Origin of the sequence: Agrobacterium sp. ICMP 6402 (assembly GCF_009498615.1) — a bacterium.
GTDB classification, from domain to species: domain Bacteria; phylum Pseudomonadota; class Alphaproteobacteria; order Rhizobiales; family Rhizobiaceae; genus Agrobacterium; species Agrobacterium burrii.
Genome location: NZ_QSNV01000002.1, coordinates 472,173 through 498,518 on the forward strand (window position 1 = coordinate 472,173; position 26,346 = coordinate 498,518).

Annotated in this window: 21 protein-coding genes; 6 read left to right on the top strand and 15 right to left on the bottom strand. The window is 59.6% G+C overall.

Annotation, left to right across the window (positions count from 1 at the left end):
* Window positions 1–6: 6 nt before the first annotated feature.
* On the bottom strand, window positions 7–1,104 hold the full coding sequence (locus DXT96_RS10390; protein WP_153514551.1) for a DNA alkylation repair protein: 1,098 nt from the start codon (window positions 1,102–1,104) through the stop codon (window positions 7–9).
* Between the two features lie 245 nt (window positions 1,105–1,349).
* The gene (locus DXT96_RS10395; protein ID WP_153514553.1) at window positions 1,350–2,786 is read right to left on the bottom strand and encodes an NAD-dependent succinate-semialdehyde dehydrogenase; all 1,437 of its coding nucleotides are present in this window, start codon (window positions 2,784–2,786) and stop codon (window positions 1,350–1,352) included.
* A 624-nt stretch (window positions 2,787–3,410) separates the two neighbouring features.
* On the opposite strand from DXT96_RS10395, the gene DXT96_RS10400 reads away from it, so the two are divergent.
* The 4 genes from DXT96_RS10400 to DXT96_RS10415 all read left to right on the top strand — a co-directional run bounded on the left by DXT96_RS10400 (window position 3,411) and on the right by DXT96_RS10415 (window position 7,818).
* A complete protein-coding gene (locus DXT96_RS10400; RefSeq protein ID WP_149899356.1) occupies window positions 3,411–3,917 on the top strand; it encodes an oxidoreductase in 507 nt (168 codons plus the stop codon).
* A 21-nt stretch (window positions 3,918–3,938) separates the two neighbouring features.
* A complete protein-coding gene (locus DXT96_RS10405; RefSeq protein WP_309574338.1) occupies window positions 3,939–5,861 on the top strand; it encodes an EAL domain-containing protein in 1,923 nt (640 codons plus the stop codon).
* A gap of 163 nt (window positions 5,862–6,024) precedes the next feature.
* Window positions 6,025–6,720: an FkbM family methyltransferase gene (locus DXT96_RS10410; RefSeq protein ID WP_153514555.1), complete on the top strand. Its 696-nt coding sequence runs from the start codon at window positions 6,025–6,027 to the stop codon at window positions 6,718–6,720.
* A 261-nt stretch (window positions 6,721–6,981) separates the two neighbouring features.
* The gene (locus tag DXT96_RS10415; protein WP_153514556.1) at window positions 6,982–7,818 is read left to right on the top strand and encodes an alpha/beta fold hydrolase; all 837 of its coding nucleotides are present in this window, start codon (window positions 6,982–6,984) and stop codon (window positions 7,816–7,818) included.
* Between the two features lie 63 nt (window positions 7,819–7,881).
* Here the strand turns inward: DXT96_RS10415 and DXT96_RS10420 are convergent, their stop codons facing one another.
* The 7 genes from DXT96_RS10420 to DXT96_RS10455 all read right to left on the bottom strand — a co-directional run bounded on the left by DXT96_RS10420 (window position 7,882) and on the right by DXT96_RS10455 (window position 15,256).
* On the bottom strand, window positions 7,882–9,264 hold the full coding sequence (locus DXT96_RS10420; RefSeq protein ID WP_153514557.1) for an FGGY-family carbohydrate kinase: 1,383 nt from the start codon (window positions 9,262–9,264) through the stop codon (window positions 7,882–7,884).
* Complete coding sequence (gene rhaM / locus DXT96_RS10425) at window positions 9,261–9,584, bottom strand: L-rhamnose mutarotase (RefSeq protein WP_153514559.1); 324 nt, start codon at window positions 9,582–9,584, stop codon at window positions 9,261–9,263. The genes DXT96_RS10420 and rhaM overlap by 4 nt, the downstream gene beginning before the upstream one ends.
* A 3-nt stretch (window positions 9,585–9,587) precedes the next feature.
* Complete coding sequence (locus tag DXT96_RS10430) at window positions 9,588–10,592, bottom strand: ABC transporter permease (protein WP_153514561.1); 1,005 nt, start codon at window positions 10,590–10,592, stop codon at window positions 9,588–9,590.
* Entirely contained in the window at window positions 10,589–11,590 is a 1,002-nt protein-coding gene (locus tag DXT96_RS10435) for an ABC transporter permease (protein ID WP_153514563.1), read from the bottom strand. Before DXT96_RS10435 ends, DXT96_RS10430 begins: the two co-directional genes overlap by 4 nt.
* 13 nt (window positions 11,591–11,603) lie before the next feature.
* Window positions 11,604–13,136, bottom strand: coding sequence for a sugar ABC transporter ATP-binding protein (locus DXT96_RS10440; protein WP_153514565.1), 1,533 nt, complete (start codon window positions 13,134–13,136; stop codon window positions 11,604–11,606).
* Window positions 13,137–13,365: 229 nt separating this feature from the next.
* Window positions 13,366–14,376 carry a rhamnose ABC transporter substrate-binding protein gene (rhaS, locus tag DXT96_RS10450; RefSeq protein ID WP_149899347.1) on the bottom strand — a complete coding sequence of 337 codons (1,011 nt, stop codon included), beginning with the start codon at window positions 14,374–14,376 and terminating at the stop codon, window positions 13,366–13,368.
* Window positions 14,377–14,425: 49 nt separating this feature from the next.
* On the bottom strand, window positions 14,426–15,256 hold the full coding sequence (locus DXT96_RS10455) for a DeoR/GlpR family DNA-binding transcription regulator (protein WP_153514567.1): 831 nt from the start codon (window positions 15,254–15,256) through the stop codon (window positions 14,426–14,428).
* 199 nt (window positions 15,257–15,455) lie between these two features.
* Between DXT96_RS10455 and DXT96_RS10460 the strand changes: the two genes are divergently transcribed.
* Both DXT96_RS10460 and rhaI read left to right on the top strand, forming a co-directional pair.
* Window positions 15,456–17,552, top strand: coding sequence for a bifunctional rhamnulose-1-phosphate aldolase/short-chain dehydrogenase (locus tag DXT96_RS10460; protein WP_153514568.1), 2,097 nt, complete (start codon window positions 15,456–15,458; stop codon window positions 17,550–17,552).
* 187 nt (window positions 17,553–17,739) lie between these two features.
* Window positions 17,740–19,032, top strand: a complete 1,293-nt coding sequence (rhaI, locus tag DXT96_RS10465) for an L-rhamnose catabolism isomerase (RefSeq protein WP_153514570.1) — start codon at window positions 17,740–17,742, stop codon at window positions 19,030–19,032.
* 156 nt (window positions 19,033–19,188) lie between these two features.
* Here rhaI and panB read toward each other — a convergent pair whose 3' ends face one another.
* The 6 genes from panB to DXT96_RS10495 form a co-directional block, all read right to left on the bottom strand.
* The gene (panB, locus tag DXT96_RS10470) at window positions 19,189–20,028 is read right to left on the bottom strand and encodes a 3-methyl-2-oxobutanoate hydroxymethyltransferase (protein WP_153514572.1); all 840 of its coding nucleotides are present in this window, start codon (window positions 20,026–20,028) and stop codon (window positions 19,189–19,191) included.
* A complete protein-coding gene (gene panC / locus DXT96_RS10475) occupies window positions 20,025–20,903 on the bottom strand; it encodes a pantoate--beta-alanine ligase (RefSeq protein ID WP_153514574.1) in 879 nt (292 codons plus the stop codon). Before panC ends, panB begins: the two co-directional genes overlap by 4 nt.
* A gap of 141 nt (window positions 20,904–21,044) precedes the next feature.
* Window positions 21,045–21,821, bottom strand: a complete 777-nt coding sequence (locus DXT96_RS10480; protein WP_153514576.1) for an enoyl-CoA hydratase-related protein — start codon at window positions 21,819–21,821, stop codon at window positions 21,045–21,047.
* On the bottom strand, window positions 21,811–22,737 hold the full coding sequence (locus DXT96_RS10485; RefSeq protein WP_153514578.1) for a hydroxymethylglutaryl-CoA lyase: 927 nt from the start codon (window positions 22,735–22,737) through the stop codon (window positions 21,811–21,813). The genes DXT96_RS10480 and DXT96_RS10485 overlap by 11 nt, the downstream gene beginning before the upstream one ends.
* A gap of 1 nt (window position 22,738) precedes the next feature.
* Window positions 22,739–24,733, bottom strand: coding sequence for an acetyl/propionyl/methylcrotonyl-CoA carboxylase subunit alpha (locus tag DXT96_RS10490; RefSeq protein WP_153514580.1), 1,995 nt, complete (start codon window positions 24,731–24,733; stop codon window positions 22,739–22,741).
* Window positions 24,734–24,740: 7 nt separating this feature from the next.
* The gene (locus DXT96_RS10495; protein ID WP_153514581.1) at window positions 24,741–26,342 is read right to left on the bottom strand and encodes a carboxyl transferase domain-containing protein; all 1,602 of its coding nucleotides are present in this window, start codon (window positions 26,340–26,342) and stop codon (window positions 24,741–24,743) included.
* Window positions 26,343–26,346: the final 4 nt, after the last annotated feature.

Sequence of the window (26,346 nt, forward strand, 5' to 3'; positions counted from 1 at the left end):
CCGCCTTTAGATCAGAAGCTCGAAAGAGGCCTCGGCCGCCAATCTGCCATTGATCATGAGATCAACCCTGTGAACACCCGCATAGTGCTTGCGGGTGGTGAAATCGCGCATGGCGCGGCTGATCGACAGCGCGCAGCTTTCCCCCGGCTGAAGCTCGATCTCCTTCCATTTGAAGACTTTCGCGGAGGCATCGCCGCTCTTCTTGACGTAATGCACGGCGTAATCGATCACCAGCTTCTGCGGGCTCTTTGCCGCGGAGGTGAAAGAGGCTGAAATCCGCACCGGATTGCCGAGAACAACCTTCTCCGGTGAGACCTGAAACGCGGCAAGCGCGATCTGCGCTTCCTCATGCGCGCCGAGATGGGAGAGTGCGGCGGCGTCACCCTTCTTGATCAACGTGCGCAATGCCTGCCGCATGATCCAGCGCGTATGCGGATTATCCTTTGGCCATGTATCGATCAGCGCCAGCACGAAGGCGGGATTGTCCTTGGTGATGTCGTTCAGGTGGTTGGCGACGGATTTGCGGACGTAAAGCGCCTCATCGGCTTTCATGGCGTCGAGGATCGCGGTCACCGGCGATGGGTCGTCGATCAGCGGTTTGAGCTGGAAAGACCAGGGCAGGCGCGGCCGGCAGCCCTCGCTTGCCAGACGTCGTACATGCTCGTTTTCGTGCCGCGACCATGTTTCCATCACGGCAAGGGTACGGGCAATATCCTTTTGCAAAAAATGACGAATGGCGAATTCCGAGGAGCCGAAGCCGGTGAAATAGGACAATGCCCGCATGGAAATATCGAAATCATCGAGACCATAAAGCGCCACATATTCCGGCAGCGAAATGGATGCAAAACCATTGCCGATGCCGGGGGCTGCAGCGGTCAGGATTTCGATATTACGGGCATAGTCGCCGGGCAACGTGGCATGCAGGCTGGTCGCCACCTGTCGCATGCGTTGCATGATCCCGAGAGCATCGAGATTTGTGGTGGCAAGCGCCATGAAGGCGGAAACGTCGAACGGCGCGTGAACGGCCTTGGTCTGATCGGCGATATGCCGCAGTTTTTCGCGGTTGAAGATTTCCTTCAATGCCGGTGCCGCCGTGTCGCTCATATCGCCCTCAAAGTTCACTTTTTGTTCTTTTAGGGCATGATGAGGCCGGAGGCAAGCTACGGCTGAGCAACTTTCAGAGAGTGCTGGCTGACTGGGTGGGTAAGGCTCGCTTCTTCTCCCCGCCGGGGAGAAGGTCGCGGCAGCGGGATGAGGGGGCAGGGCCAGAGTTATTCGGAGAGCTTGCCCCCTCATCTACCCCTTCGGGGCATCTTCTCCCCGGCGGGGAGAAGAGATTTTCGTACAAATCAGCTCATCTGGCTGATGAAGCGGGTCTCCAGATAGGCCTGAACGGCTTCCGAGCCGCCTTCCGTGCCGTAACCGGAATCCTTGATGCCGCCGAAGGGGACTTCGGGAAGTGCAAGGCCGTTATGGTTGATGGTCAGCATGCCGGCCTCGACCTGATGGCCGAGCGCATGTGCCGTCTTGACCGAGCCGGTGAAGGCGTAAGATGCAAGACCGAAGGGCAGGCGGTTCGCTTCTGCAACCGCATCGTCGAAGCTCGAGAAACGGTTGATGATTGCGACCGGGCCGAAGGGCTCGTCATTCATGATTTTGGCGGTGGTTGGCACGTTGGCCAGAACCGTCGGCTCGAAGAAATTGCCCTTGTTGCCGATGCGGCGGCCGCCGGTCTTCAATTCGCCGCCATGGGAAACCGCGTCGCTGATGAGCCCTTCCAGTGCGGGAATACGCCGCTCATTGGCGAGCGGACCCATGATGACACCGTCTTCCAGCCCGTTGCCGACCTTGATGGCCTTCGTGGCCTCCACGAAACCTTCAAGGAAACGGTCGGCCACGCCGTCCTGCACGAGGAAGCGGGTGGGAGCGACGCAGACTTGTCCGGCATTGCGAAACTTCGAAAGCGAAGTCACCTCGATCGCTTTTTCAATATCGGCGTCGTTAAAGATCATCACCGGCGCATGGCCGCCGAGTTCCATCGTGGCGCGCTTCATGTGCTTGCCGGCCAAAGCCGCGAGGTGCTTGCCGATCGGTGTGGAGCCGGTGAAGGAAATCTTGCGGATGATCGGATGCGGGATCAGATATTCCGAAATCTCTGATGGAACGCCGTAAACGAGGCCGATGACGCCCGCCGGCACGCCGGCATCCACGAAGGCGCGGATGAGTTCTGCCGGCGATGCCGGGGTTTCTTCCGGCGCCTTGACGATGATAGAGCAGCCGGTGGCGAGCGCTGCGGAAAGCTTGCGGACGATCTGGTTGATCGGGAAGTTCCACGGCGTAAACGCCGCAACGGGACCGACCGGCAGCTTGATGGCAAGCTGCGAAACGCCGGCCGCGCGCGCCGGGATAACCTGACCATAGGTGCGGCGTGCTTCTTCGGCGAACCAGTCGATGGTATCGGCGGCCCCCATGATTTCGGTGCCCGATTGCGCCAGCGGTTTGCCCTGCTCGCGGGTCATCATATAGGCGATCCTGTCCTTGCGCTCGCGCAGGATATCGGCCGCCCGGCGCATGATCTTCGAACGCTCGAAGGGCGAAGTGTCGCGCCACACCTTGAAGCCACGGTCAGCGGCGGCAAGTGCGAGATCGAGGTCTTCCTTCTCGGCGTGGGCGATCGCGCCGATGATCTCGTCGGTTGCCGGATCGGACACGGCGATCGTCTTGCCGGAAACGGCGTCTCGCCATTCGCCATCAATGAGAAGTTTGATGTCGGGATAGGTGTGCATAGGGGCTACCTTCATGATGCGGCCGATACGGCGGATGCCGTCCGACCCGGAGACGTGAACAGAATTTTCCTGGCCGGACGATATCCGGCATCGCGGCTTTCGCTGCGCGGAACTTGTGCCTGGACATTTCCGGCGGGGGATTCTGGAATTGCCGGAAACGGAAACGACAGTCTTTATATTAAGTTCCACGCGGTATGTTTCAACCGTCGGCTCCGGCAAAGGCGATGATTTTTCTGTGACGTGGAACTTGTCTTTTGTCATTTCGGTTTAGCCTGCACGCCGATGCCGGATTTCCGGCCACAACCTCCGGCTCGCGCGAATCACATGTTTCTCCATGTGAGCAGGAAAGCTCCCGCCACAATTTGGCCTTCGTCGCGCCGGACGAATTTGATGAGACGGCGTAAGTGAGGTTCGCCTGCGTCATAACAGAGCGCGAAACGTAAAAAAGTACAAATAAGACGGAAAAATTATCCAAAGGGTTTACTCAAAACCTAGAGAAAATACGGATAAAATCTCAGTGAGGATATAACATCCGTTCCTGATATATAGTGCTTACGTCGGTTCCCTTGACCATCAGCGGTTGGCGAAAACCTTCGACGTGAACGTTATCGATGGAGAAAAAGTATGAGTTTCGCCCGGGTACTTCTTAGTGCGTTCTTGTCGCTCGTGTGGCTTTCCTGTGCCGAAGCCGGAACGATTGCCAAACCGCAAGGCAAGCCGATATTAACCATATCCGGAAAGATCACCAATACGAATGCCGATGGTGCTGCGCAGTTCGATCGCGACATGCTGGAGGCGCTTGGCATGGTGACGGTGGAGACGACGACGCCATGGCATGATGGCCGCGTCCGTTTCGATGGTGTTTCGCTGGCAAAATTGATGGACGTCGTCGGCGCGACGGGCACCAGCATCACGGCGGTCGCTCTCAATGATTATGTCAGCACGATACCGGTTGAGGATTTTAAGAAATTTAACGTTATTCTGGCGATCAAACTGGATGGCAACTACATGACAGTTCGAGAAAAGGGTCCGTTGTTCGTCATCTACCCCTATGACAGCGACCCGGAATTGCAGAAGCAGACCTATTATTCGCGGTCCGCCTGGCAAGTCGCCAAATTGATAGTGGAATAAAGGTGCCGTTTGCGAAAACTTGTGGCGGTGATCATCTGTTGCTTCGTCCTGGCAACGGGCTATATCGCTTTCGTCATTGCCGAGCGGCAAACCGCTCTGCAAAAGTTCGCCCGCTATAACGATTCGTGGGCTGTCAGCCAGACCGTGGCGGAATATCTTCGCCTGCAGAACAAGCTGGCCATATTCGCGCTAAGCCCGGGCAAGCTCGACCGGGACGAACTGCAGCTACGTCTGGACATAATGCTGAGCCGCCTGGAGCTTTTGAAACAGGGCAATCTGGGGGCTTTCATCAATGAAAAACAACAGTGGCGGGATCTCGTAACCCGCCTCGACGCTGTTTTGGCCCGTCTGGAGCAGCAGATGAACCAGCTGACGCCGGCTGATGTTCCGGATCTGCTCTCGTCCATGAGCGCGCTCGATGCGCCGATGACGACATTGGCCTCGTCATCAGTGGCTTATGATGTCAATCTCATCGATACGGCCCATGAGGATGTGCGCAAGCTGCACATCGTCTATACCGCGCTGGCGGGTGGCCTCATTCTGTGCGGCATCGCGCTTGTCATATTGCTGCTTCGCCAGAACGACCTGCTGAACCGGGCGCAGAAAAGCATGCGCGGCCTGACGGACGACCTGCGCGCCGCCACGCTGGAGTTGCAGGCGAAGAATGTCCGGCTGGAACATGACGCTTATCACGACGCGCTGACGGGGTTGCCCAACCGGGCATTGTTCCGCCAGGAATTGATCGAGAGGTTGCGCCGATCCTTCGGCGGGACAGGAACGACGGCGATCCTTCTGCTTGATCTCGATGGTTTCAAGGACGTCAACGATACGCTTGGTCACGATGCGGGCGATGCGCTGCTTCAGGCCGTGGCGCAGCGTCTTTCCGGCATTAGCGGCGATTACGACATGGTGTGCCGGCTGGGCGGCGACGAATTCGCCGTGGTGTCCGATGACCTTAACGAGGATACCGCCCGCCGCCTTGCCTCCAAGCTCATCGACCAGATCAGCCGCACCTACCAGCTTGGCGAGCAGGAAGTCAAAATCGGCACCTGCATCGGCATCGCCATATCGCATGGCACAGTCGATGCGGACGAATTGTTCAAGCGCGCGGATCTGGCTCTTTATGAGGCAAAGGCCATCGGCCCGGGCCGGGCGAGTGTTTTCAAGGTCCGTATGCAGAAGCAGCTGACCGAAAAGAAATCCTTCGAGGCCGATCTGCAGACGGCGCTGCAGAATGATGAGATGGAAGTCTATTACCAGCCGCAGGTGGCGACGCAGACACGCAAGCTCTGCGGCTTCGAGGCACTTCTGCGCTGGAAGCATCCCGTGCGGGGGGATGTACCGCCCAGCGTGTTCATTCCCGTTGCGGAACGAACCGGACTTATCCATTCGCTCGGAAAATGGGTGATGGAGACCGCCTGCCGTGAGGCGATGGGCTGGGACGAGGACATGAAAGTGGCGGTCAATCTGTCACCGGTTCAGTTTCACAGCACCAACCTCATCCAGAACGTCATGGGTGCTCTTGAAAAAAGCGGGCTGGAGCCGAGCCGGCTTGAGCTTGAGATCACCGAATCGATCCTGTTGAACAAGAGCGACCAGACGATCAATACGCTGACCCGGCTGAAGGATGTCGGCATCAAGATCGCCATGGATGATTTTGGTACAGGTTATTCCTCGCTCGCGAATTTGCGCGGCGTACCCTTCGACAAGATCAAGATCGACCGGTCCTTCCTGCGCGATATTACCAGCGACCGTGACGCGCTGGCGATCGTCGAATTTGTGGTCGGGGTGGGGCGTAGTCTGCGGATGACCACGATTGCCGAAGGCATCGAGACGGAAGAGCAATATGAATGCGTCAGACGTCTGGGGTGCGATCAGGTGCAGGGTTATCTGATCAGCAGGCCGTTGCCGGCCAAGGAACTGGTGTTCTGGAGTTCCGTCTGAAATCCCCGTTTTTGTGTCATCGCAAGCGTATCGAAATTTTAACCGGATGCATCGGTTCCTGCTAAAACCGATACCGGTTGCTGCACCGATGCTGTAGAGCATTCCCGGTCGATACGGGATCGTTCTGGTGAAAACGACCGGGTTTTGCGAAAAGGCTTGAGACATGGAAATACTGGACGTGCATGGAGTTGCCCTGCCTCTTTCTTCCGATGAGGTGTCACCCGTCATCTGGCAGGCGCTGACCGACGGCAGCTATGAGGCCAAGGAGGCCCGCAGCGTCCTGAAAGCTATCAAACCCGGCGACCGCGTGCTGGAACTGGGGTCCGGCATCGGTATCATCACCTCCATCATCGCCGGCATAGACGATGTTTCGGTGTGGGCTTTCGAAGCCAATCCTTCGACGGCGGCGCTGGCAGAACGGGTACTCGAGGCCAATTGCCGCGGCAATGTCGTGTTTTCACAGGGGCTTCTCACCGCCGATGCGCCGAGCATCTATCCTTTCTACGTCCGCAAGGATCTCTGGATGTCCTCCATGGACGAAAATCAGGGGCCTTATGAACAGCGCATCGAAATCTCCTCCGAAAATATCGACGCGTTTATTGCCAGCCACGGCATTACCGCCCTCGTGATGGATATCGAAGGCGCCGAGCGCGACCTGCTCGGTAGGGCCGATCTGACCGGTGTGGAGCGCATATTCGTCGAGTTGCACGACCATCTTTATGGCCTCGCCGGGGTCCGTGATATCATGCAGGCGCTGACGGCCAAGGGTTATGCCTATGATCCGCGCGGTTCCCGCGGACCCTGCGTGTTGTTCTCCAGGGATGACAGCCCGAGGGAATACGATCCCGACGTGGATTGAAGATAACAGTCGCCCAGCAGGTGATTGAATTCACGGAACCGTGTGCCTATCCTCTCGTTCTCACTCCATAGTGAGGGCGCGGAGCGGTTCGATGCGTGTGCATCCACGCGGATCGAAAAGATAATTTCACTAACAGCAATTCAATGCCAACTATTGTTGCAATTGTCGCAACCGTTGTCCTGCGTCATCATCCCTCCATCAAACCGGCGCACAACTGACAGCGTATCGGAAGATGCCAACGCAACCGAAGGAGAAACGATCATGGGCTTTGTGACAACGACGGACGGCACCGAAATCTTCTACAAGGACTGGGGCCAGAAGGATGCCCAGCCCATCGTCTTCCATCACGGCTGGCCGCTCTCTTCCGATGACTGGGATGCGCAGATGCTGTTCTTCCTCGCCAAGGGTTTTCGCGTCGTCGCCCATGACCGCCGTGGCCATGGCCGGTCTGCCCAGGTTGCTGAAGGTCATGACATGGATCATTACGCCGCCGACGCCTTTGCCGTCGTCGAGGCGCTCGATCTGAAAAATGCCGTGCATATCGGCCATTCCACCGGCGGCGGTGAAGTTGCCCGTTATGTCGCCAAACATGGCGAACCCTCAGGCCGCGTCGCCAAGGCCGTGCTCGTTTCCGCCGTGCCGCCGCTGATGCTCAAGACGGCGGCCAACCCCGAAGGCCTGCCGATAGAGGTTTTTGACGGCTTCCGCTCGGCGCTGGCCGCAAACCGCGCGCAGTTCTTCCGCGATGTGCCGTCCGGCCCGTTCTACGGTTTCAATCGTGACGGGGCGACCGCTCAGGAAGGCGTGATCCAGAACTGGTGGCGGCAGGGCATGATGGGTGGCGCGAAAGCCCATTATGACGGTATCAAGGCTTTTTCTGAAACCGACCAGACCGAAGACCTGAAGGCGATCAGCGTTCCGACGCTGGTGCTGCATGGTGAAGACGACCAGATCGTGCCGATTGCCGACTCCGCACTGAAATCGGTGAAGCTGCTGAAAAACGGCACGCTGAAGACCTATCCCGGCTTCTCGCACGGCATGCTGACCGTCAATGCCGATGTGCTGAACGCCGATCTTCTGGCCTTCATCAAGGGTTGATCTTCAGGCGAAATGGAATGCGGCCCCCTATGAGGCCGCATTTCGTGTTTTGCGGGTGTTGCGTCAAGCCAGATGCGCGAGCCAGTCGGTGCGGTAGGGATGAAGCCCGGCAATGGTATCAGGAGTGAAATGACGCTCCCGGCCGGCAAGTGGTTTGATGCCGGTAAGGAGTGCGGCGCCTGCGCTGGTGCCGGTGGAGCCGCCGACGGCTATCACCTCCGTATCGGTAAAACCGGCCAACGCCTTGAGATAAAGTGCATTGCTGGCAAAGGGGCCTTCCACCAGTATTGGGCCTTTCCGCCCGATCAGCGAAAGACTGAACTCCGTCATCAACGCAAGATAAAGTGCTGCCGCCGCGTGGCGCTCCGCGACTGTGGCATTGTCGTCGGCGATCCAGCGAGCCGTTTTGTCCGGGAAGGGGCCGGAGCCGCTGACGACGCTGGGCAACAGCATCATGCCTTTGGCCAGCACCTTTCCGAGCGCGGCTTCGATCTCTTCGTGTTGAGCAGACCCGAATTGCTGCGTCAGCATTTCATATTCCCTGCCGCCCATGAAGCGGGAGGAGGGAACGGAACGTCCGAAAGCATCGACATTCAACAATGTATCGCGGGCAGGATCCAGCGCCTCCGCCGTGCCGCCTATGGCGAAATTCACCACCCATGTGCCGGTCGAGACGACGGAAAAATCGCCCTCCCGGCGCAAGAGATGCGGCAGCAGCGACGCATTGGAATCATGGATGCCGCAATAGACCGGAATATCTGGCGAAAGCCCCATTTCCTGCGCCATTGACTTGCGGATGGGCCCGAGCACATCGAAAGCGGAACGCACCGGCGCCATCAATTGCGCGATGCCGAGACGCTGGACCAGCGTGGAGAAAGCTTTCCGCCGAGGGTTCCAGAGGTCCGTATGGCAACCGAGGGACGTCGTTTCGGTTGCGTGAACGCCGGTGAGCCGCCCCGCCCAATATTGCGGATAGGTGACGATGCTGTGAACCCTGGAGAATTCCCGCGGAAACGCGGTTTTCTGGAAATGGATCTGCGCGCCAAGGTTCAGGCCGACGGGAAGCTGCGGCGAGCCGGTCTCAGTAAAAACAGGCCGTATGTCTAGATAGGCCTCCTGAACAGCAGCGGGATAGGCGTGCTCATAATCGAGCACCGGCATGGCAAGCTCGCCGTTCTCATCGAGAAGCGCCGCTGCCGCACCATGGGTGGTGATGGAAATGGCGTTGAAACCCACCTCTTTGCCAAATCGCCGAAGAGCGGCGAGAATGAAGCTCCACAGCATCTCCACATCGTAATGCGGATAGATGCCGTCGCGAAGAACGGGGTTGGAGCGCCTGTCGCTGGCAATTTCGTCGCCGCTTTCGGTGTCGATGACCACGACCTTGGCGTTGGTCTTGCCGATATCGATGACCGCGATGTGGCGGGGCTTGATACTGTCGCTCATGGCAGATGGAACACCGGCACCAGGTCTTTTGCGACGGGCGAATTGTCGGGGTTACTTTCCATGATATCGGCCATATGCGCCCACCATTTTTTCATCACCGCATGTTCGGGCAATGCCGCCATGCCGTGGTTCTTCGGGCGGGTCAGCACGCCGAACAGGATGTTGGTTTCCGGGTCGAGATGGATGGAGTAATCGCTCACGCCCGCCTCATGCAGCAGCGTCACCAGTTCCGGCCATATTTCGTCATGGCGTTTTTGATATTCCGCCTGTTTACCGGGAAAGAGTTTCATCTTGAAGGCGTGTTTTTCGAATTCCGGCATGGCTCAGCCTCTCATGGCTCTAAGGCGACGAACGACGATGGGGATGGCGATGGTGATGATCAGCAACAGGCCGACGAAGATCGACATGACGATACCCGGCACGTTCAGCAGCCCGAGACCAAAGGTGACGAGGCCCATGACGAAGGCGGCGATGACCACGCCGGCAATGGTGCCGGAACCGCCGAGAATGGAAACGCCGCCCAGCACCACCATGGTCACCACCTCAAGCTCCCAGCCTTGAGCGATCGACGGGCGGGTGGAGCCGAGCCGCGAGGTGAGGCAGACGGCGGCGATGCCGCTCATCAGGCCGGTGAGCAGGAAGAGGATGAACTTCACGCGCTCGACGGGAATGCCGGAGAAGCGGGCGGCAAAGGGATTGGTGCCGATGACATAGACCTGCCGGCCGAAATTGGTGGCGTGCAGCAAAATGGCGAAGAGGACGGCCATGACGATGAACAGCACGAATTCGAAGGAGATGACGGAGAAGACGTAGCCTTGCCCGAAATAGGCGAAATCCGCCGGATATTTGCCATAGGCCTGATCGCCCAGCACCATATAGGAGATGCCGCGAAACAGGCTCATTGTGCCGATGGTGACGACGATGGACGGCAGTTTCAGTCCCGCAACGAGAAAGCCGTTGAAAGCCCCGCACAAAAGTCCGGTGCCGATGCCGATGGCGACGAGGCCGGGCGTGCCGACACCCATCTGCACCGCAGCGCCCATGGCGGTGGAGGCGAGTGCGATGATGGCGGCGACCGAAAGATCGATTTCGCCGGCGATGATCAAAAGCGCTATGGCAAAGGCGATGATCGCCTTTTCGGTGAAGTTAAAGGTCGCGTCCGACAGGTTCCAGGCATTGAGGAAATAGGGCGAGGCGAGCGAATTGGCGATGAAGATGAGGATGGCGACGCCTAGCAGCAGCACTTCCCAGCTGGCCAAGACGCGCCGCAGCGGCGTGCCGAGCTTGTCTGGAATGATGCGCGGTGTCTGTGTCGGTTGCGAGGTCATGCTGCGGCCTCCTTGGCCTGATCGCTTGCTGCCCGGTCGCGCAGGATGATGCGGCCTTTTCGAGCTTCGGCGCGGGCGTTGAAGACGACGGCAAGCACGATGACCACGCCGGAAATCGCCATCTGCGCGAAGGGGGAGATGCCGATGACCGGTAGCGCGTTCTTGATGACGCCGAGGAACAGCGCGCCAAGCACGGCGCCGGCCACCGAGCCGATGCCGCCGGCAATCGAGATGCCGCCGATGACATTGGCGGCCACGCTGTCCAGTTCGAAACCGGCGGCGATATCCACATAGGCGACAGCATAACGCGAGACCCAGAGGTAGCTGGCGAGACCGGCCAGCGCGCCTGAGAGAACGAAGGCGAAAAAGCGCGTGCGGCCGACATCGATGCCCGCATAAACGGCAGCACCGGGGTTGCCGCCGGACGCATAGGCCGAACGGCCGAAGGAAGTGCGGCTGAGCACCAGCCACGCCCCGGCGATGATGAGGATGGCCACCCATGAAAGAACCGGCATGCCGAGAACCATGGTGCGCGGCACGTTGAGGAAGGTGGGTGAAAACTGGTGCGCGTTCACCCAACCGCCGCCCGACAGCACGAAGGCCATGCCGCGATAGATGGTAAGCGTGCCGAGCGTGACGACGATGGGCGGAATGCCGAGCCACCAGACCAGCACGCCGTTGATCGAACCCAGAAACGCGCCGATGCCGACCGCCATGGCGATGAGAAGCGGCAGCGGAATACCGGGAAAGGCGGCATTGGTCATCGCCACCGCCATGCCGGTGAAGGCGAGGTTGGCGGCCACCGAAAGATCGATGGATTTGGTGAGAATGACCGCCATCTGGCCGAGCGCCAGAATGATGAGGATCGAGGTATCGTTAAAGATGTTGACCAGATTACCCGGCCGGCTGAATCCGGGCGCGCGCAGCGCAAAACCGGCGATCATGATGACGATGATGCCTGCCAGCAGCCATTCGCGATTTTTGAGGAAACGTTGCATGGTTTTGCCCCTCTCAGGCGTTGCCGGTGGCGGCGCGCACCAGCTTTTCCGGAGAAAAATCGGCGCGTTCGAACAGGCCCGCCATCAGGCCTTCGCGCATGACGATGGCGCGGTCGGACATGCCGAGGATTTCGGGAAGTTCGGATGAAATCATGATGATGGAAAGCCCTTCGGCCGCAAGCTCGCTGATGAAGCCGTGCACGGCGGCCTTGGAGCCGATATCGATGCCCTTGGTAGGTTCGTCGAGAATGATGACCTTGGGCTGGGTGGCGAGCCACTTGCCAATCACCACCTTCTGCTGGTTGCCGCCTGACAGCGTGCCAACCGGCACGGAGAGTGCAGCTGCACGCAGATCGAGACGGGACGCATACTTGCGTGCCAGCGCGAATTCGTTGGCCGCCGCCAGAAAGCCCTTGCGGGAAGTGCGTGTCAGCGAAGGCAGCGACATGTTTTGGTAGATCGGCATGTCCAGCGCCAGACCGTGGCGGCCGCGCTCTTCCGGCACGTAAACGATGCCGGCGCGGATCGCATCTTCAGGCGAGCGGATGGTGAGCGGCTGGCCGTTCAGCGTCACTTCTCCCGAAGCCGGGCGGGTGATGCCGAACAGCGACTGGCAGAGTTCGGATCGCCCCGCACCGATCAGCCCATAAAGGCCGAGAATCTCGCCCTTGCGCAGATCGAGTGAAATATCTCGGAACTCCGTCTGGTGCGAATAATCGCGGACTGACAGAACCGTTGGCCCCAGCGTGACAGCCTGTTTGGGGAAGGCGTTCGTCACGTCGCGGCCGACCATCAGGCGAACGATTTCGTCCTGCGGTGTAGCTGCAAGATTACCCGTGCCGACCATCTTGCCATCGCGGAACACGGCGTAATTTTCGGCGATTTCATAGACTTCATCGAACTTGTGGCTGATGAAAAGGATCGCCTTGCCCTGCCGCTTGAGGTTTTCAACGATGCGGAACAGATCGTCGATTTCCTTGCGTGACAAGGCGGCGGTCGGTTCGTCCATGATGACGATGCGCGCCTCGACGGACAGCGCTCTCGCGATCGCGACCAGATGGCGCTGGGCGATCGAAAGGTCCTTCAACCGGATCGATGGATCGATGGTGCTCTCGAGCTGTTCCAGCAGCACGCTTGCGCGGGCATTGATGGTCTTCCAGTCAATGAGGCCGAAGCGGCCTTTCGGCGCATGGCCGAGGAAAATGTTTTCGCCGACGGAAAGCTCGTCGAACAGAACGGTTTCCTGATGAATGGCGGTGACGCCGGCATCGATGGCATCCTGCGCGCCGTGAAACGTGACGGGCTGACCATCCAGCAGGATTTCGCCTTCGTTGGGGCGGTAGATGCCGGTGAGGATCTTGACGAGCGTGGATTTGCCCGCGCCGTTTTCGCCGATCAGTGCGGTGACTTTGCCGGGGTACAGCGCGATATCGACGCCATCCAGCGCTTTGACGCCGGGGAATATCTGGCTGATGCCGCGCATTTCCAGAATGGGCGTGGCGCTGGAAGCTTCTGTCATTGGTAAAGTTTGGGGTTCAGCACGCATCTTCTGTCATACCGGTCAGTTTTGAGTGAAGCGGCGAGGGATACCCCCCTCTGCCCTGCCGGGCATCTCCCCCTCAAGGGGGGAGATCGGCAGGAGGCGCTACCACCACTTCATTCGCAAATGTCGAGATGGGCGAGACTTATCCGCGAGTCGATCTCCCCCCTTGAGGGGGAGATGTCCGGCAGGACAGAGGGGGGTGCCCTTCGCCCGCCGTCAGCAACTTCTCAGATCAAAAAATCTTCGAAAACTGATCGATATTCTTCGCGTCATAGATGAACGGATCAGCCATCGCCGCTTCGCTGTTTTCTCCGACCTTGATCTTGCCCATGCGGCCGGCTTCGATTTCCGAGCCCGGCTTGCCGTCTGCTTCACCCTTCACAAGGCGATAGGCAATCTGGGTGGCGGAATAACCGAGGTCGATGGGGTTCCAGATGGCGAATTCCTTGGTCGCGCCTGATTTGATGGCGCCGGCCATTTCGGATGGCAGGCCAAGGCCGGTCACGAAGACCTGACCGATCTTGCCGGCATCCTTCACGGCCTGCGAGGCGGCGAGAACGCCAACCGTCGTCGGTGCGACGATGACCTTCACATTCGGCTGCGAGGAGAGCAGGCCCTGCGCTTCGCGGTAGCTCTTGTCGGCCAGGTCGTCACCGTAAACTGTCGTGACGAGGTTGAGGCCGGGGAAGTCCTTCAGCTGCTTCTTCATCTCATCGATCCAGATATTCTGGTTCGTGGAGGTGGTGGTGGCCGAAAGGATGGCGAAATCGCCCTTGCCGCCTTCCAGATGCGATGCGGCGAGCTGCAGGCACATCTTGCCGATCAGCGCGTTGGACGAGGGGTTGAGCTGGAGAATGCGGCCTTCAGGCGCTACGCCGGAATCCCAGGAAATGACCTTGATGCCGCGCTGCGCCGCCTTTTTCAGTGCTGGAACAACCGCGTCGGGGTCGTTGGCGGAAATGGCGATGGCATCCACACCCTGCGCGATCAGCGAATTGATGACTTCGATCTGGCCTTCCGCCGTGGTGCTGGTCGGACCGGTATAGATGATCTCGACACCGCCGAGGTCCTTTGCGGCCTCCTGCGCGCCCTTGTTGGCGGCTTCGAAGAAGCCGTTGCCGAGCGACTTGACCACCAGCGCGATCTTCACGTCGGCTGCCTGAGCAATGCCGCCAAAGCCGGCGACAGAGAGTGCTGCGCTCAGCGCCAAAACGCTCGTCAATGTTCTGCGTGTAAGTTTCATGTCCCTTTTCCTCCCGTTTTGAACCTTGTTTTTCCTTGATCGGCGCTCCTCAAGCGACCGAAGAAGAATTCTCCTCATCCGGCGGACCGGCTGTTTTATCCGCCGCCACGGCACCGGCGATCAGCAGTTCGACACCGGCATCTTCCACCATCCTCGCCGCTTCATCCGAAATCCCGTCATCGGTGATGATGGTCGAGACGTTTTCGAGCGGGCAAAGAATGAGGCTGGACCGTTTTCTGAATTTCGAGGAATCGACCATCACGATCAGTTCTTCTGCCTGCCGCATCAGCTTCTGCTCGCTCTGGATGACCAGCGCGTCGGATTCCATGATGCCGAGAGCGCCCACGCCCTGCGCGCCGAGAAAAATCCGTCGCGCATAAAAATTGCGGATCGCATCGTTTTCGAAAGGCGACAGGATGAGGCTCTGGTCGCGATAGATCGCGCCGCCCGGCACGCTGACGCTGCATTTGGAATGTTTGACCAGATGCTCGGCAATCGCAAAGGAATTGGTCATCACCTGTAGCCTGCGCGCGGCCATGTAATGCACCATCTGGAATGTCGTCGTGCCGCCATTCAGGATGATCGCGTCACCCTCATGGCAGAGATCGACCGCTTTGCGCGCAATTGCGCGTTTCTTGTCGATATTGACTGATTCGGACACACGGAAGGGACGGGCGGCCAGATTGCCGAGCTGCGGCGGATGCACCGCCTCCGCCCCGCCGCGCACACGCCGCAACTTGCCCTGAACATGCAAAGACGCGATATCCCTGCGGATCGTCGCTTCCGACGCATCCGTCAGTTCAGCAATATCCTGCACCGTCACGACAGCTTTTTCCTGCGTGGCGCTCAAGATGATGCGATGGCGTTCGCGTTCGTGCATGGGGTCCTCCTGATTGTGATTATTCGCAATCTCTTTACGTTGTCAATCAAGAACGATCAAATTAATCAATATCGCGCTGCAACATGAAAATTTATGATCGTTTTTGATTGACATTGTGCTTTTGCATGCGCGATACCTGCGATCAATGGATGCGGGCCGATGCCGGTGCCGCCAATGCAGACCGATATGGGAGGAAGACATGACGGGAACATCCCGCCTTCTCGAAAGCCGTTGGGACGACGCTTACGCCAGGACGCTCGATGAGCCCGGCAAGCTGCTTTATCGTTCCAATCTGCTGGGTGCTGACAAGCGCATCACCAATTACGGCGGCGGAAACACCTCCGCAAAAGTGCTGGAAACCGATCCGCTGACTGGCGAGAAGGTCCGCGTCATGTGGGTCAAAGGCTCCGGTGGCGACGTCGGCACCATCAAGATCGATGGCTTTTCGACACTCTATCTCGACAAGCTGGAAGCGCTGAAGGGCATCTACAAGGGTGTTGCGGACGAGGACCGCATGGTCGGTTTCCTGCCGCATTGCACCTTCAACCTCAATCCGCGCGCCGCCTCCATCGATACGCCGCTGCATGGTTTCGTGCCTTATGATCACGTCGATCATATGCATCCGGACGCGATCATCGCGATTGCAGCGTCGAAGAATTCGAAAGAACTGACGCAGCAGATCTTTGGCGATGAAATCGGCTGGCTGCCCTGGCGTCGTCCCGGTTTCCAGCTCGGTCTTGATCTCGAAGCTTTCGTCAAGGCCAATCCGAAGGCCAAGGGCGTGGTGCTGGAAAGCCACGGCCTGTTCACCTGGGATAACGACGCCAAGGCATGTTACGAACTGACGCTCGCCATCATCAACAAGGCGATCGAATGGTTTGCAGGAGAGACCGAAGGCAAGACGATCTTCGGTGGTGCCGTGGCCAAAAGCCTGCCAGAGGCTGAGCGTCGCGCCATCGCTGCCCGGCTGATGCCGGAAATCCGTGGCCGCATCGGTCGTGAGGAGCGCAAGCTCGGTCATTTCGACGATCAGGATGCGGTTCTCGAATTCGTCAATTCGAATGACCTGAAGCCGCTCGGTAATCTCGGCACGTCCTGCCCGGATCATTTCCTGCGCACCAAAATCCGCCCATTGATCCTCGACCTCGATACGGCAAATCCCGATGTGGATACGCTGATGGCCGGTCTGGACAAGGCGCTCGAGGCTTACCGGGCCGATTACAGCCGCTATTACGAAGCCTGCCGCCACGACAATTCGCCCAAGATGCGCGATCCGAACCCGGTGATCTTCCTGATCCCCGGTGTGGGCATGTTGTCCTTTGCCAAGGACAAGGCGACGGCGCGTATCGCCGGTGAGTTTTATGTCAACGCCATCAATGTCATGCGCGGCGCTTCCACCGTGTCCGAATATCAGGGTCTTCCCGAGCAGGAAGCCTTCGATATTGAATATTGGCTGCTGGAAGAGGCAAAGCTGCAGCGCATGCCGAAGCCGAAAAGCCTTGCCGGCCGCGTGGCCTTCGTCACCGGCGGCGCTGGCGGCATCGGCCGGGCAACGGCGGAACGGCTGGTGGCCGAGGGCGCCTGCGTTGTGCTCGCCGATATTGACGAGGCGGCGCTGGAAGCCGCAAAGGGCGATTTCGCCAAGCGCTACAGCACTGACGCGGTGCGCAGCGTCAAGCTGGATGTGACGCAGGAAGACGCCGTCATTTCCGCTTTCGCACAAGCGAGTGTGGAATTCGGCGGCGTGGATATTCTCGTTTCCAACGCCGGCATCGCTTCCTCCGCGCCAGTGGAAGAGACGACACTTGCCATGTGGAACAAGAATATCGACATTCTCGCCACCGGTTATTTCCTTGTTTCGCGCGAAGCATTCCGGCTGCTGCGACGGCAAAATCTCGGCGGCAACGTCGTGTTCGTCGCTTCCAAGAACGGTCTTGCATCCTCGCCTAACGCTTCGGCCTATTGCACCGCGAAGGCGGCGGAAATCCATCTCGCCCGTTGCCTTGCTCTTGAAGGGGCGGAAGCCGGCATTCGTGTCAACACCGTCAATCCCGATGCGGTACTGCGCGGTTCGAAGATCTGGAACGGCGAGTGGCGCGAGCAGCGTGCTGCTTCTTCCAAGATCGAAGTAACCGATCTGGAGGAACATTATCGCAAGCGCTCGCTGCTGAAGCTCAACGTGTTGCCGGAAGATATCGCAGAGGCGATCTACTTCCTGGCATCCGATGCTTCGGCCAAGTCGACCGGCAACATCATCAATGTCGATGCCGGTAATGCGCAGAGTTTTACGCGATAAGGCGTTTGGCGCGTTCTTACTTTCGTCATTCCGGCCTTGAGCCGGAATACAGCCGACGCGCGTTTGCGCGGCGAGAAGGGTCTTTTCAGCCCAAGGATTTGGGCTGGCTGGATACCGGCTCAGGGCCGGTATGACGGATTGAGCGTGATCAACTAGCATGTACGGATTGATTTCCGGGGAGGAAAAAATGACCGAGACGAAAATCACCGCCAATTTGATCGCGGTTGAAAATGGCAAGCGCGCAGCCGCGCATAAGGAAGACTACGACGCGCTCGGCAACCAGCTTGCGCGTCGCAACATCGATATCGATGCTGTCACCGCGAAAGTTGCGGAATTTTTCGTCGCCGTGCCTTCCTGGGGCGTGGGCACCGGCGGTACCCGTTTTGCCCGTTTTCCCGGCACGGGAGAGCCACGCGGCATTTTCGACAAGCTCGATGATTGCGCCGTCATCAACCAGCTGACGCGCGCCACACCGAATGTCTCCCTGCATATCCCGTGGGACAAGGAAGATCCGAAGCGGTTGAAGGCCCATGCCGATGCGCTGGGTCTCGGCTTCGACGCCATGAATTCCAACACGTTTTCGGATGCGCCGGGCCAGAGCCATTCCTACAAATACGGCTCGCTCAGCCACACTGACGCCGCCACGCGCCGTCAGGCCGTGGAGCACAACATCGAATGTATCGAAATCGGAAACGCCATCGGCTCCAAGGCGCTGACGGTGTGGGTGGGCGATGGTTCGAACTTCCCCGGCCAGAGCAATTTCACCAGAAGTTTCGAGCGTTATCTTGCCGGCATGGCCGATATCTACAAGGCGCTGCCGGATGACTGGCGCATCTTTTCCGAACACAAGATGTATGAGCCGGCGTTTTATTCGACCGTCGTGCAGGATTGGGGCACCAATTACCTCATCGCCAATACGCTCGGCGAAAAGGCCTTCTGCCTCGTCGATCTCGGCCACCATGCGCCCAATACCAATATCGAGATGATCGTCGCCCGGCTTATCCAGTTCGGCAAACTCGGCGGCTTCCACTTCAACGACAGCAAATATGGCGATGACGATCTGGATGCCGGTTCGATAGAGCCATACCGCCTGTTCCTCGTTTTCAACGAGCTGGTGGATGCGGAATATCGCGGCGTAAAGGGTTTCCATCCGGCCCACATGATCGACCAGTCGCATAATGTGACGGACCCGATCGAAAGCCTGATCTCCAGCGCCAATGAAATCCGCCGGGCCTATGCGCAGGCTCTGCTGGTGGATCGCGCCGCTCTTGACGGCTACCAGCAGGATAATGATGCGCTGATGGCTTCCGATATGCTGAAACGGGCTTATCGCACTGATGTAGAACCGATCCTTGCGCAGGCCCGGCAATTGGCTGGCGGTGCGATCGATCCAATCGCGACCTACCGTGCGAGTGGTTATCGCAGCCTCGTTGCGGCGGAACGGCCTGCTTCCGTTGGCGGTAGCGGCGGGATCGTCTAGGGTTCTCGCATCCGTCATACCGACCTTGAGCCGGTATCCAGTGCGATCAAGTCTTTTATCGCGAAAGACTTGTTTCTCACGGGGCAGACGCGCCGTGGCCGGGATGCCGGATCTAGTCCGGCATGACGGGGAATAACCTCATCCTGTCGGGCTTCCTTACTCCCCCGAACGCGGCTGCTTGCGAACCTGAAAAGTATGCTCCGGCCCCGGAAACGCGCCGGAGCGAACCTCATCGGCATAGTCCCTTGCCGCATCCGAAACCGCCGCACCAAGGTCGGCGAAGCGCTTGACGAATTTCGGTTTGAAATCGGAAAACAGGCCGAGCATGTCGTCGGAGACGAGCACCTGCCCGTCGCAGGCCGGCGATGCGCCGATGCCGATGGTGGGGACGGAAAGTTTCTCGGTAAGCTCGCGGGCAAGCGGCTCAACTGTGCCCTCCACGACAATGGCAAAGGCGCCGGCCTGATCGACCGCAATTGCATCGCGCCAGATTTTCTGCTTTTCCGCCTCCGAATGTCCGAGCGAGCGGAAGCCGCCGGCGGTGTGGACCAGTTGCGGCATCAGCCCGACATGGCCGAACACGGGAATGCCGCGCGCTACCAGAAAGGCGATGGTTTCGGCCATTTCTTCGCCGCCTTCCAGCTTCACGCCGTCGCAGCCGGTTTCCTGCATCACCCGCACCGCGTTGCGAAAGGCCTGTTCCTTGGATTCCTGATAGGTGCCGAAGGGAAGATCGACGATGACGCAGGCATGCTCGACGCCGCGCATGACGGCGCTGCCGTGGGCGATCATCATATCCAGTGTGACGCCAACCGTCGTGTCCATGCCGTAAAGCACCATGCCGAGGGAATCTCCCACCAGCAGCAGATCGCAATGCGGATCGAGCAGGCGGGCGATCGGCGTCGTATAGGCGGTGAGGCAGACGATGCGCGCCTCACCTTTCATCTGCCGGATAGAGGCTGTCGTCAGCCGCTTCAGTTTTCCATGGGTGCTCATTGGGCAGCCTCTCTTTTTTCAGTTCTGTCGCGGCCGATGACGCGGTTATCGAGGAGCCGCGTGCTGCCGAAGCGAACGAACAGCGCCACCAGCACGGGGCCTGCCTGCACGGAGGCAACCGGTGCCAGCGTATCGGGATCGCGCACCGCAACGACCTCCGGCGAAGCCAGCGGCTCAGAGGCGATGAACTTTTCTATTGCCGCTTCGAAGGTGGCCGGATCGTCGAGGCCTTGGTCATAAAGCCGGTTGGCTTCCTCAAGCGCTCGCGGCACGATCACGGCGGCGGCGCGTTGCTCAGGGCTTAGATAGACGTTGCGGGAAGAACAGGCCAGCCCATCTGCCTCGCGCATCGTGGCGACGGGAACGACCCGCACCGGCTGGGCAAGGTCTTCCACCATGCGGCGGATCAGCGTCACCTGCTGATAGTCCTTCTCGCCGAAATAGGCGGCATCCGGCTGGACGAGATTAAAAAGCTTGGTCACGACGGTGGTCACGCCGGCAAAATGCCCCGGCCGCACCGCACCTTCCAGCTGGCTGCCCAGTTCCGGCACATCCACGATGGTCGACATCGGGCGCGGATACATCTCGGTTACATCAGGCGCGAAAAGAATATCGACGCCCGCCTCTTCCAGCAGCGCGCTGTCGCGGGCGAGGTCACGCGGGTAACGCGCCAGATCCTCATTCGCGCCGAATTGCAGCGGATTGACGAAGATGGAAACCACCGTCACGTCGTTTTCTGCCTTGGCTTGGGCAACGAGTGTGAGGTGGCCGATATGGAGAAAACCCATGGTCGGCACGAAGCCGACACTCTTGCCTTCGCGGCGAAAGGCGGAAATCGCATCCCGCAATTCGGCGACGGTTTTTACAAGGCGCATGGGGTCTCCTCCGGCTGCCCGATCACCCTCCGGCGAAAGGTGCTGGATAAAACGCGATTTGCCGAACGGGGTCAACGCGGCTGCGGGCATTATATCGATTAACGTCTCAAGAGACGACGACTGCGGTGAAAGTGCTGCGGTTCAGGACCTGCCGGTCCATATAGGAGGCCGCTTTTCTGCAAAAGCCTGCCGCCCTTCGCGCGCTTCATCGCTGCTGCTGATGGCGGCGATGGCGCCTTCGGCAAAGGCAAGCCGTTCATCGGATGACATGTCGCCCATCGCCAGCAAGGCTGCCTTTCCGGCTGCGATGGCGCCCGGCGCATTCTGTCGCAGCTTCGCAAGAACATCCTCGATCAAGCCATCGAGTTCCGCCGCAGGCGCGGTGCGATTGACAAGGCCGAGACCTGTTGCCTCCGGGGCGCTGACTGGTTGGCCGAGATAAGCCATTTCCTGAAGCCTGCCCAAGGGTATTTTCGCCAGAAGCTTCGCCGCCACCATGGCCGGGAAAAGCCCGACCCGCACTTCCGGCAGACCAAATTCGGCGTGATCGGCGGCATAGGCAAGATCGCAGGCGGTAACGACGCCAAGCCCACCGGCCAAGACCCGGCCGTTGATGCGGGCGATGACGATCTTGTCGCAGGTTTCAATGGCGCGCATCACGTCGGCAATGGGGTTTGTTCCATCCCGTGAGAGGAACACGCTGCCGGCGCTCTCCTTGAGATCGGCCCCCGAACAGAAACTGCGGTCTCCCGCTGCCGTTATGACCACGGCGCGCAGACCACGGTCACCGGATGCCGCGCGGATGGCATCGGCAAGCGCATCCGTCATGGCGGCGTTGAGGGCATTGTGCACCTCGGGCCGGTTGAGCGTCAGCCACAGAACATCCTTGCGTCTCTCACGCAACAACTCATCCGCCATGCAGGTCACCCTCCTGTTTTGCGGCAAGCAGCGCTTTTCCGGCGCGTGCCGCGTTCGGCCTGCCGAGATACCGGCTGATCCGGTCTCCGATCTTCGCCACGGCCATCAGGTCGATACCGGTTTCGATGCCAAGCCCCTGCAGCAGATAAACGACATCTTCGGTGGCGACATTGCCGCTCGCCCCCGGCGCAAAGGGGCAGCCGCCCAGCCCGGCAACGGAACTGTCGAAAACGGCTATGCTTTCCTCCAGCGAGGCCAGCACATTGGCGACGCCCTGCCCATAGGTGTCATGGAAATGCATGGCGATTTTTTCGCGCGGGATACGGGTCGACACCCGCTCGATGACATTGCGAATCCGGCTGGCCGTGCCGATGCCGATCGTATCGCCGAGCGAAATCTCATGGCAGCCAAGCGCGACAAGCGCCTCGGCCATCGCGGCGACCTCATCGGGCGCAACCGCTCCGTCATAGGGGCAGCCGGCAATGCAGGAGACGTAACCTCGCATGTGGATATTTCGGTCGGCGGCCGCCTGCGCGACATCGTGCAGCCGCTTAAGGCTTTCAGCGCGCGAGCAGCCGATATTGTGCTGGCTGAAGCCTTCTGATGCGGAAACGAAAACGGCGATTTCCGTCACACCGGCTTCGATGGCCGCCTCGAAACCTTTCATATTGGGAACAAGCGCCGGATAGGCCGTGCCGGGTCGCCGTCTAAGGCCCTGAAACACCTCTTTCGAACCTGCCATTTGCGGCACTTTTTTGGGTGAAACGAAGGCTCCCGCCTCGATGGCTGCCAACCCGGCTGCGGCCAGCCGCTCGATGAGTTCGATCTTGATGGCGGTGGAAACCTCCGCACTTTCATTTTGAAGACCGTCACGCGCGCCGACTTCGACAATCTTTGCCGCTTGCGGAAAACCCATGTCAGGTGCCCTCCGGCTCGAAATCCACCAGCACCGCACCGGCCGCCACCATATCGCCTTCTGCGCAATTGATAGCGGTAACGGTGCCTTTTGTCGGGGCACGGATCGTGTGTTCCATTTTCATCGCCTCCATCACCACCAGCGCCTCGCCGGCTTCAACGAGCGTACCTTTCTGGCTGAGTACGGCGCGGATAACGCCCGGCATGGGTGCTTCCAGACCGCCGGTATGGGTGGTGGCATCCGCGATATCGACGGGGTCTGGCTGGCTGATGCGATAATGCTCGCCGTCCAGAAAAAGCGTATGGCTGCTGTCCTCGGCGAAGAAATAGCCCTGCCTCTGCCTTCCATCCATGACCGCACGCAGCTTGCCATTCTCTGCGAGATTACCACTGACACGGATCATCCCTCCGCCGATTTCCAGCGAAAACCCGTCCTCATGCGTAACGGCAACCGCGAGCGGCTGGTGGTCGAGAGTGAAATTCAGGGTTTCCCGCGTCGGTGCATTCAGGCGGAAAGCGTTGGTGTTGTTCCATGGGCTATGGGGATCGGCCGATGATGGGGAACTGGTCCCGGCCGCTTTCTGTCGTGACAGAAGGAGGCCGAGCGCAGCTATGGCGATTTCGCTCTCGCCGGTGACTGCGGGGGCGAAAAGCGCTGCCTCGTTGCGGGGGATGAAGCCGGTATCGAGATCGGCGGTGGCAAAAGCCTCGAGCCCTGCAAGCCGCGCCAGAAACGCAACATTGCTGGTGACGCCGCAGATCGCCAGTTTTTCCAGCGCTAGCCGCAGCCGCCGCACGGCGGCGGCTCGGTCGTGATCCCAGACGATCAGTTTGGCGATCATCGGATCATAATGCACGGTGATGGCATCGCCGGCGCGGATGCCGCTGTCGATCCGGAGGTGCGGGCCGTCATCAGGAAAGATCAGACGGCTGACCGTGCCGATCGACGGCAGGAAATCATTTGCCGGGTCTTCGGCATAAATCCGCGCCTCGATGGCATGGCCGTTGATACGGAGATCGGCCCAGCCTTCCGGCAGGGCCTCGCCGTTCGCGACGCGGATCTGCCATTCGACCAGATCGAGGCCGGTAATATACTCCGTGACCGGATGTTCGACCTGAAGCCTGGTGTTCATTTCCATGAAATAGAACTCGCCGGAAGGGTCGAGCAAAAACTCCACGGTTCCCGCACCGCGATAGTCTATGGCGCGGGCGGCAGCGGTTGCCGCATCATACATGCGTTGGCGCAGCTCGTCGGGCAGGCCGGGGGCAGGGGCTTCCTCTATGACCTTCTGGTGCCGACGTTGGATCGAGCAATCGCGCTCGAAAAGCGAAACACAATTGCCATGGCCATCGGCGAAGACCTGCACTTCCACATGGCGTGGACGCTCCAGGTATTTTTCGATCAGCATGCGGTCATTGCCGAAGGCGGCCAGCGCTTCGCGTTTGGCACCGGCAAGCTCGGCTGCGAAGTCGAGCTTTTGCCTAACCACGCGCATGCCCTTGCCGCCGCCGCCGGCAGAGGCCTTGAGCAACACCGGATAACCGATCTTATCCGCCTCGCTCGCCAGCCGTTTCTCGGCCTGCTCATCGCCGTGATAGCCGGGAACAATGGGAACGCCGGCTTTCGCCATCAGCGCCTTCGCTTCGCTCTTGCCGCCCATGGCGCGGATTGCTTGCGGCGGCGGGCCGATGAAAATGAGGTCAGCGGCGGCGCAGGCTTCGGCGAAGGCGGCATTTTCGGACAGAAAGCCGTAACCCGGATGGATCGCTTCCGCACCGGTTGCTTTTGCGGCTGCGATGATTTTTTCCGCATCGAGATAGGAGGCGCGCGCCGGTGCGGGGCCGATGGCGACGGCTTCGTCGGCAAGCGCCACATGCATGGCGTTTCGGTCGGCATCCGAATAGACCGCGACGGTGCGGATGCCCATCCTGGCGGCGGTGCGGATGATGCGGCAGGCGATTTCGCCCCTGTTGGCGATCAGTATTTTCGAGAACATCGTCGCCTCACATCCTGAATATGCCAAAACGGGTGGGTTCTATCGGTGCGTTAAGCGCGGCCGACAGTCCGAGGCCAAGTACGAGGCGGGTATCCTTCGGATCGATGATGCCGTCGTCCCACAGCCTTGCACTGGCATAATAGGGATGGCCTTCCCGTTCGTATTTTTCCCGGATCGGCTGCTTGAACGCCTCTTCGCCTTCCTTCGACCAGTGGCGGCCATCGGCCTCGATGCCGTCGCGCCGGATTTGCGCCAGCACGGAAGCCGCCTGTTCGCCGCCCATCACCGAAATACGCGCATTCGGCCACATCCACAGAAAGCGTGGTGAATAGGCCCGCCCGCACATGCCATAATTGCCGGCCCCGAAGGATCCGCCGATGATGACGGTGAATTTTGGCACCTTGGCGGAGGCGACGGCTGTCACGAGCTTGGCACCATCCTTGGCGATACCGCCCGCCTCATAGGCCTTGCCGACCATGAAGCCGGTGATGTTCTGCAGGAAAACCAGCGGGATGCCACGCTGGCAGCAGAGTTCGATGAAATGCGCGCCCTTCAGCGCAGATTCCGAAAACAATATGCCGTTATTAGCGATGATGCCGACGGGATAGCCATGGATATGGGCGAAACCGCACACCAGCGTCGTGCCGTAAAGCGCCTTGAACTCATCGAATTCAGAACCATCCACCAGACGGGCGATGATCTCGCGCACCTCAAAGGGTTTTCGCGTATCGGCGGGAACGATGCCGTAAAGTTCTTCGGTTGGATAAAGCGGCTCCGCCGGTTCGCGCATGTCCAATTCTACCTGTTTGCGGCGATTGAGGGTGGAGACGATCCGCCGGGTGAGCGCCAGCGCATGGCGATCGTCATGGGCGTAATGATCGGTAACGCCGGATTGCCGGGAATGCACATCCGCGCCGCCGAGGTCCTCCGCGCTCACCACCTCGCCGGTTGCCGCCTTCACCAGCGGCGGGCCGCCGAGAAAGATCGTGCCCTGATTTTTGACGATCACGGACTGGTCGCTCATGGCTGGCACATAGGCCCCACCCGCCGTGCAGCTGCCCATCACCACGGCAATCTGGGCAATGCCCTGCGCCGACATATTGGCCTGATTGTAGAAGATACGGCCGAAATGGTCGCGGTCGGGAAACACCTCGTCCTGATTGGGCAGGTTCGCGCCGCCGGAATCCACGAGGTAAATGCAGGGCAGGCGGTTCTCCGTGGCGATTTCCTGCGCGCGCAGATGTTTTTTCACTGTCAGCGGATAATAGGTGCCGCCTTTTACCGTCGCGTCATTGGCGACGATCACACATTCGCGACCTGAGACCCGGCCGATACCGGTGATGATGCCGGCGGCGGGAACGGGTTCGTCATAGACCTCGTAAGCTGCAAATTGCGAAAATTCGAGGAATGGACTGCCGGGATCGAGAAGCGCTTCGATGCGGTCTCGCGCCAGCAATTTGCCGCGGGAAAGATGCCGTTCGCGGGCCTTTTCGCCGGCGCCTTTCGAGATTTTTTCGACGTGCTGTCGCAGGTCGCCTACGAGACCCGACATGAACTCTACATTGGCGGCAAAGGCGGGATCGCGGTTCAGGTTGGAAGTAAGCTTCATCGCG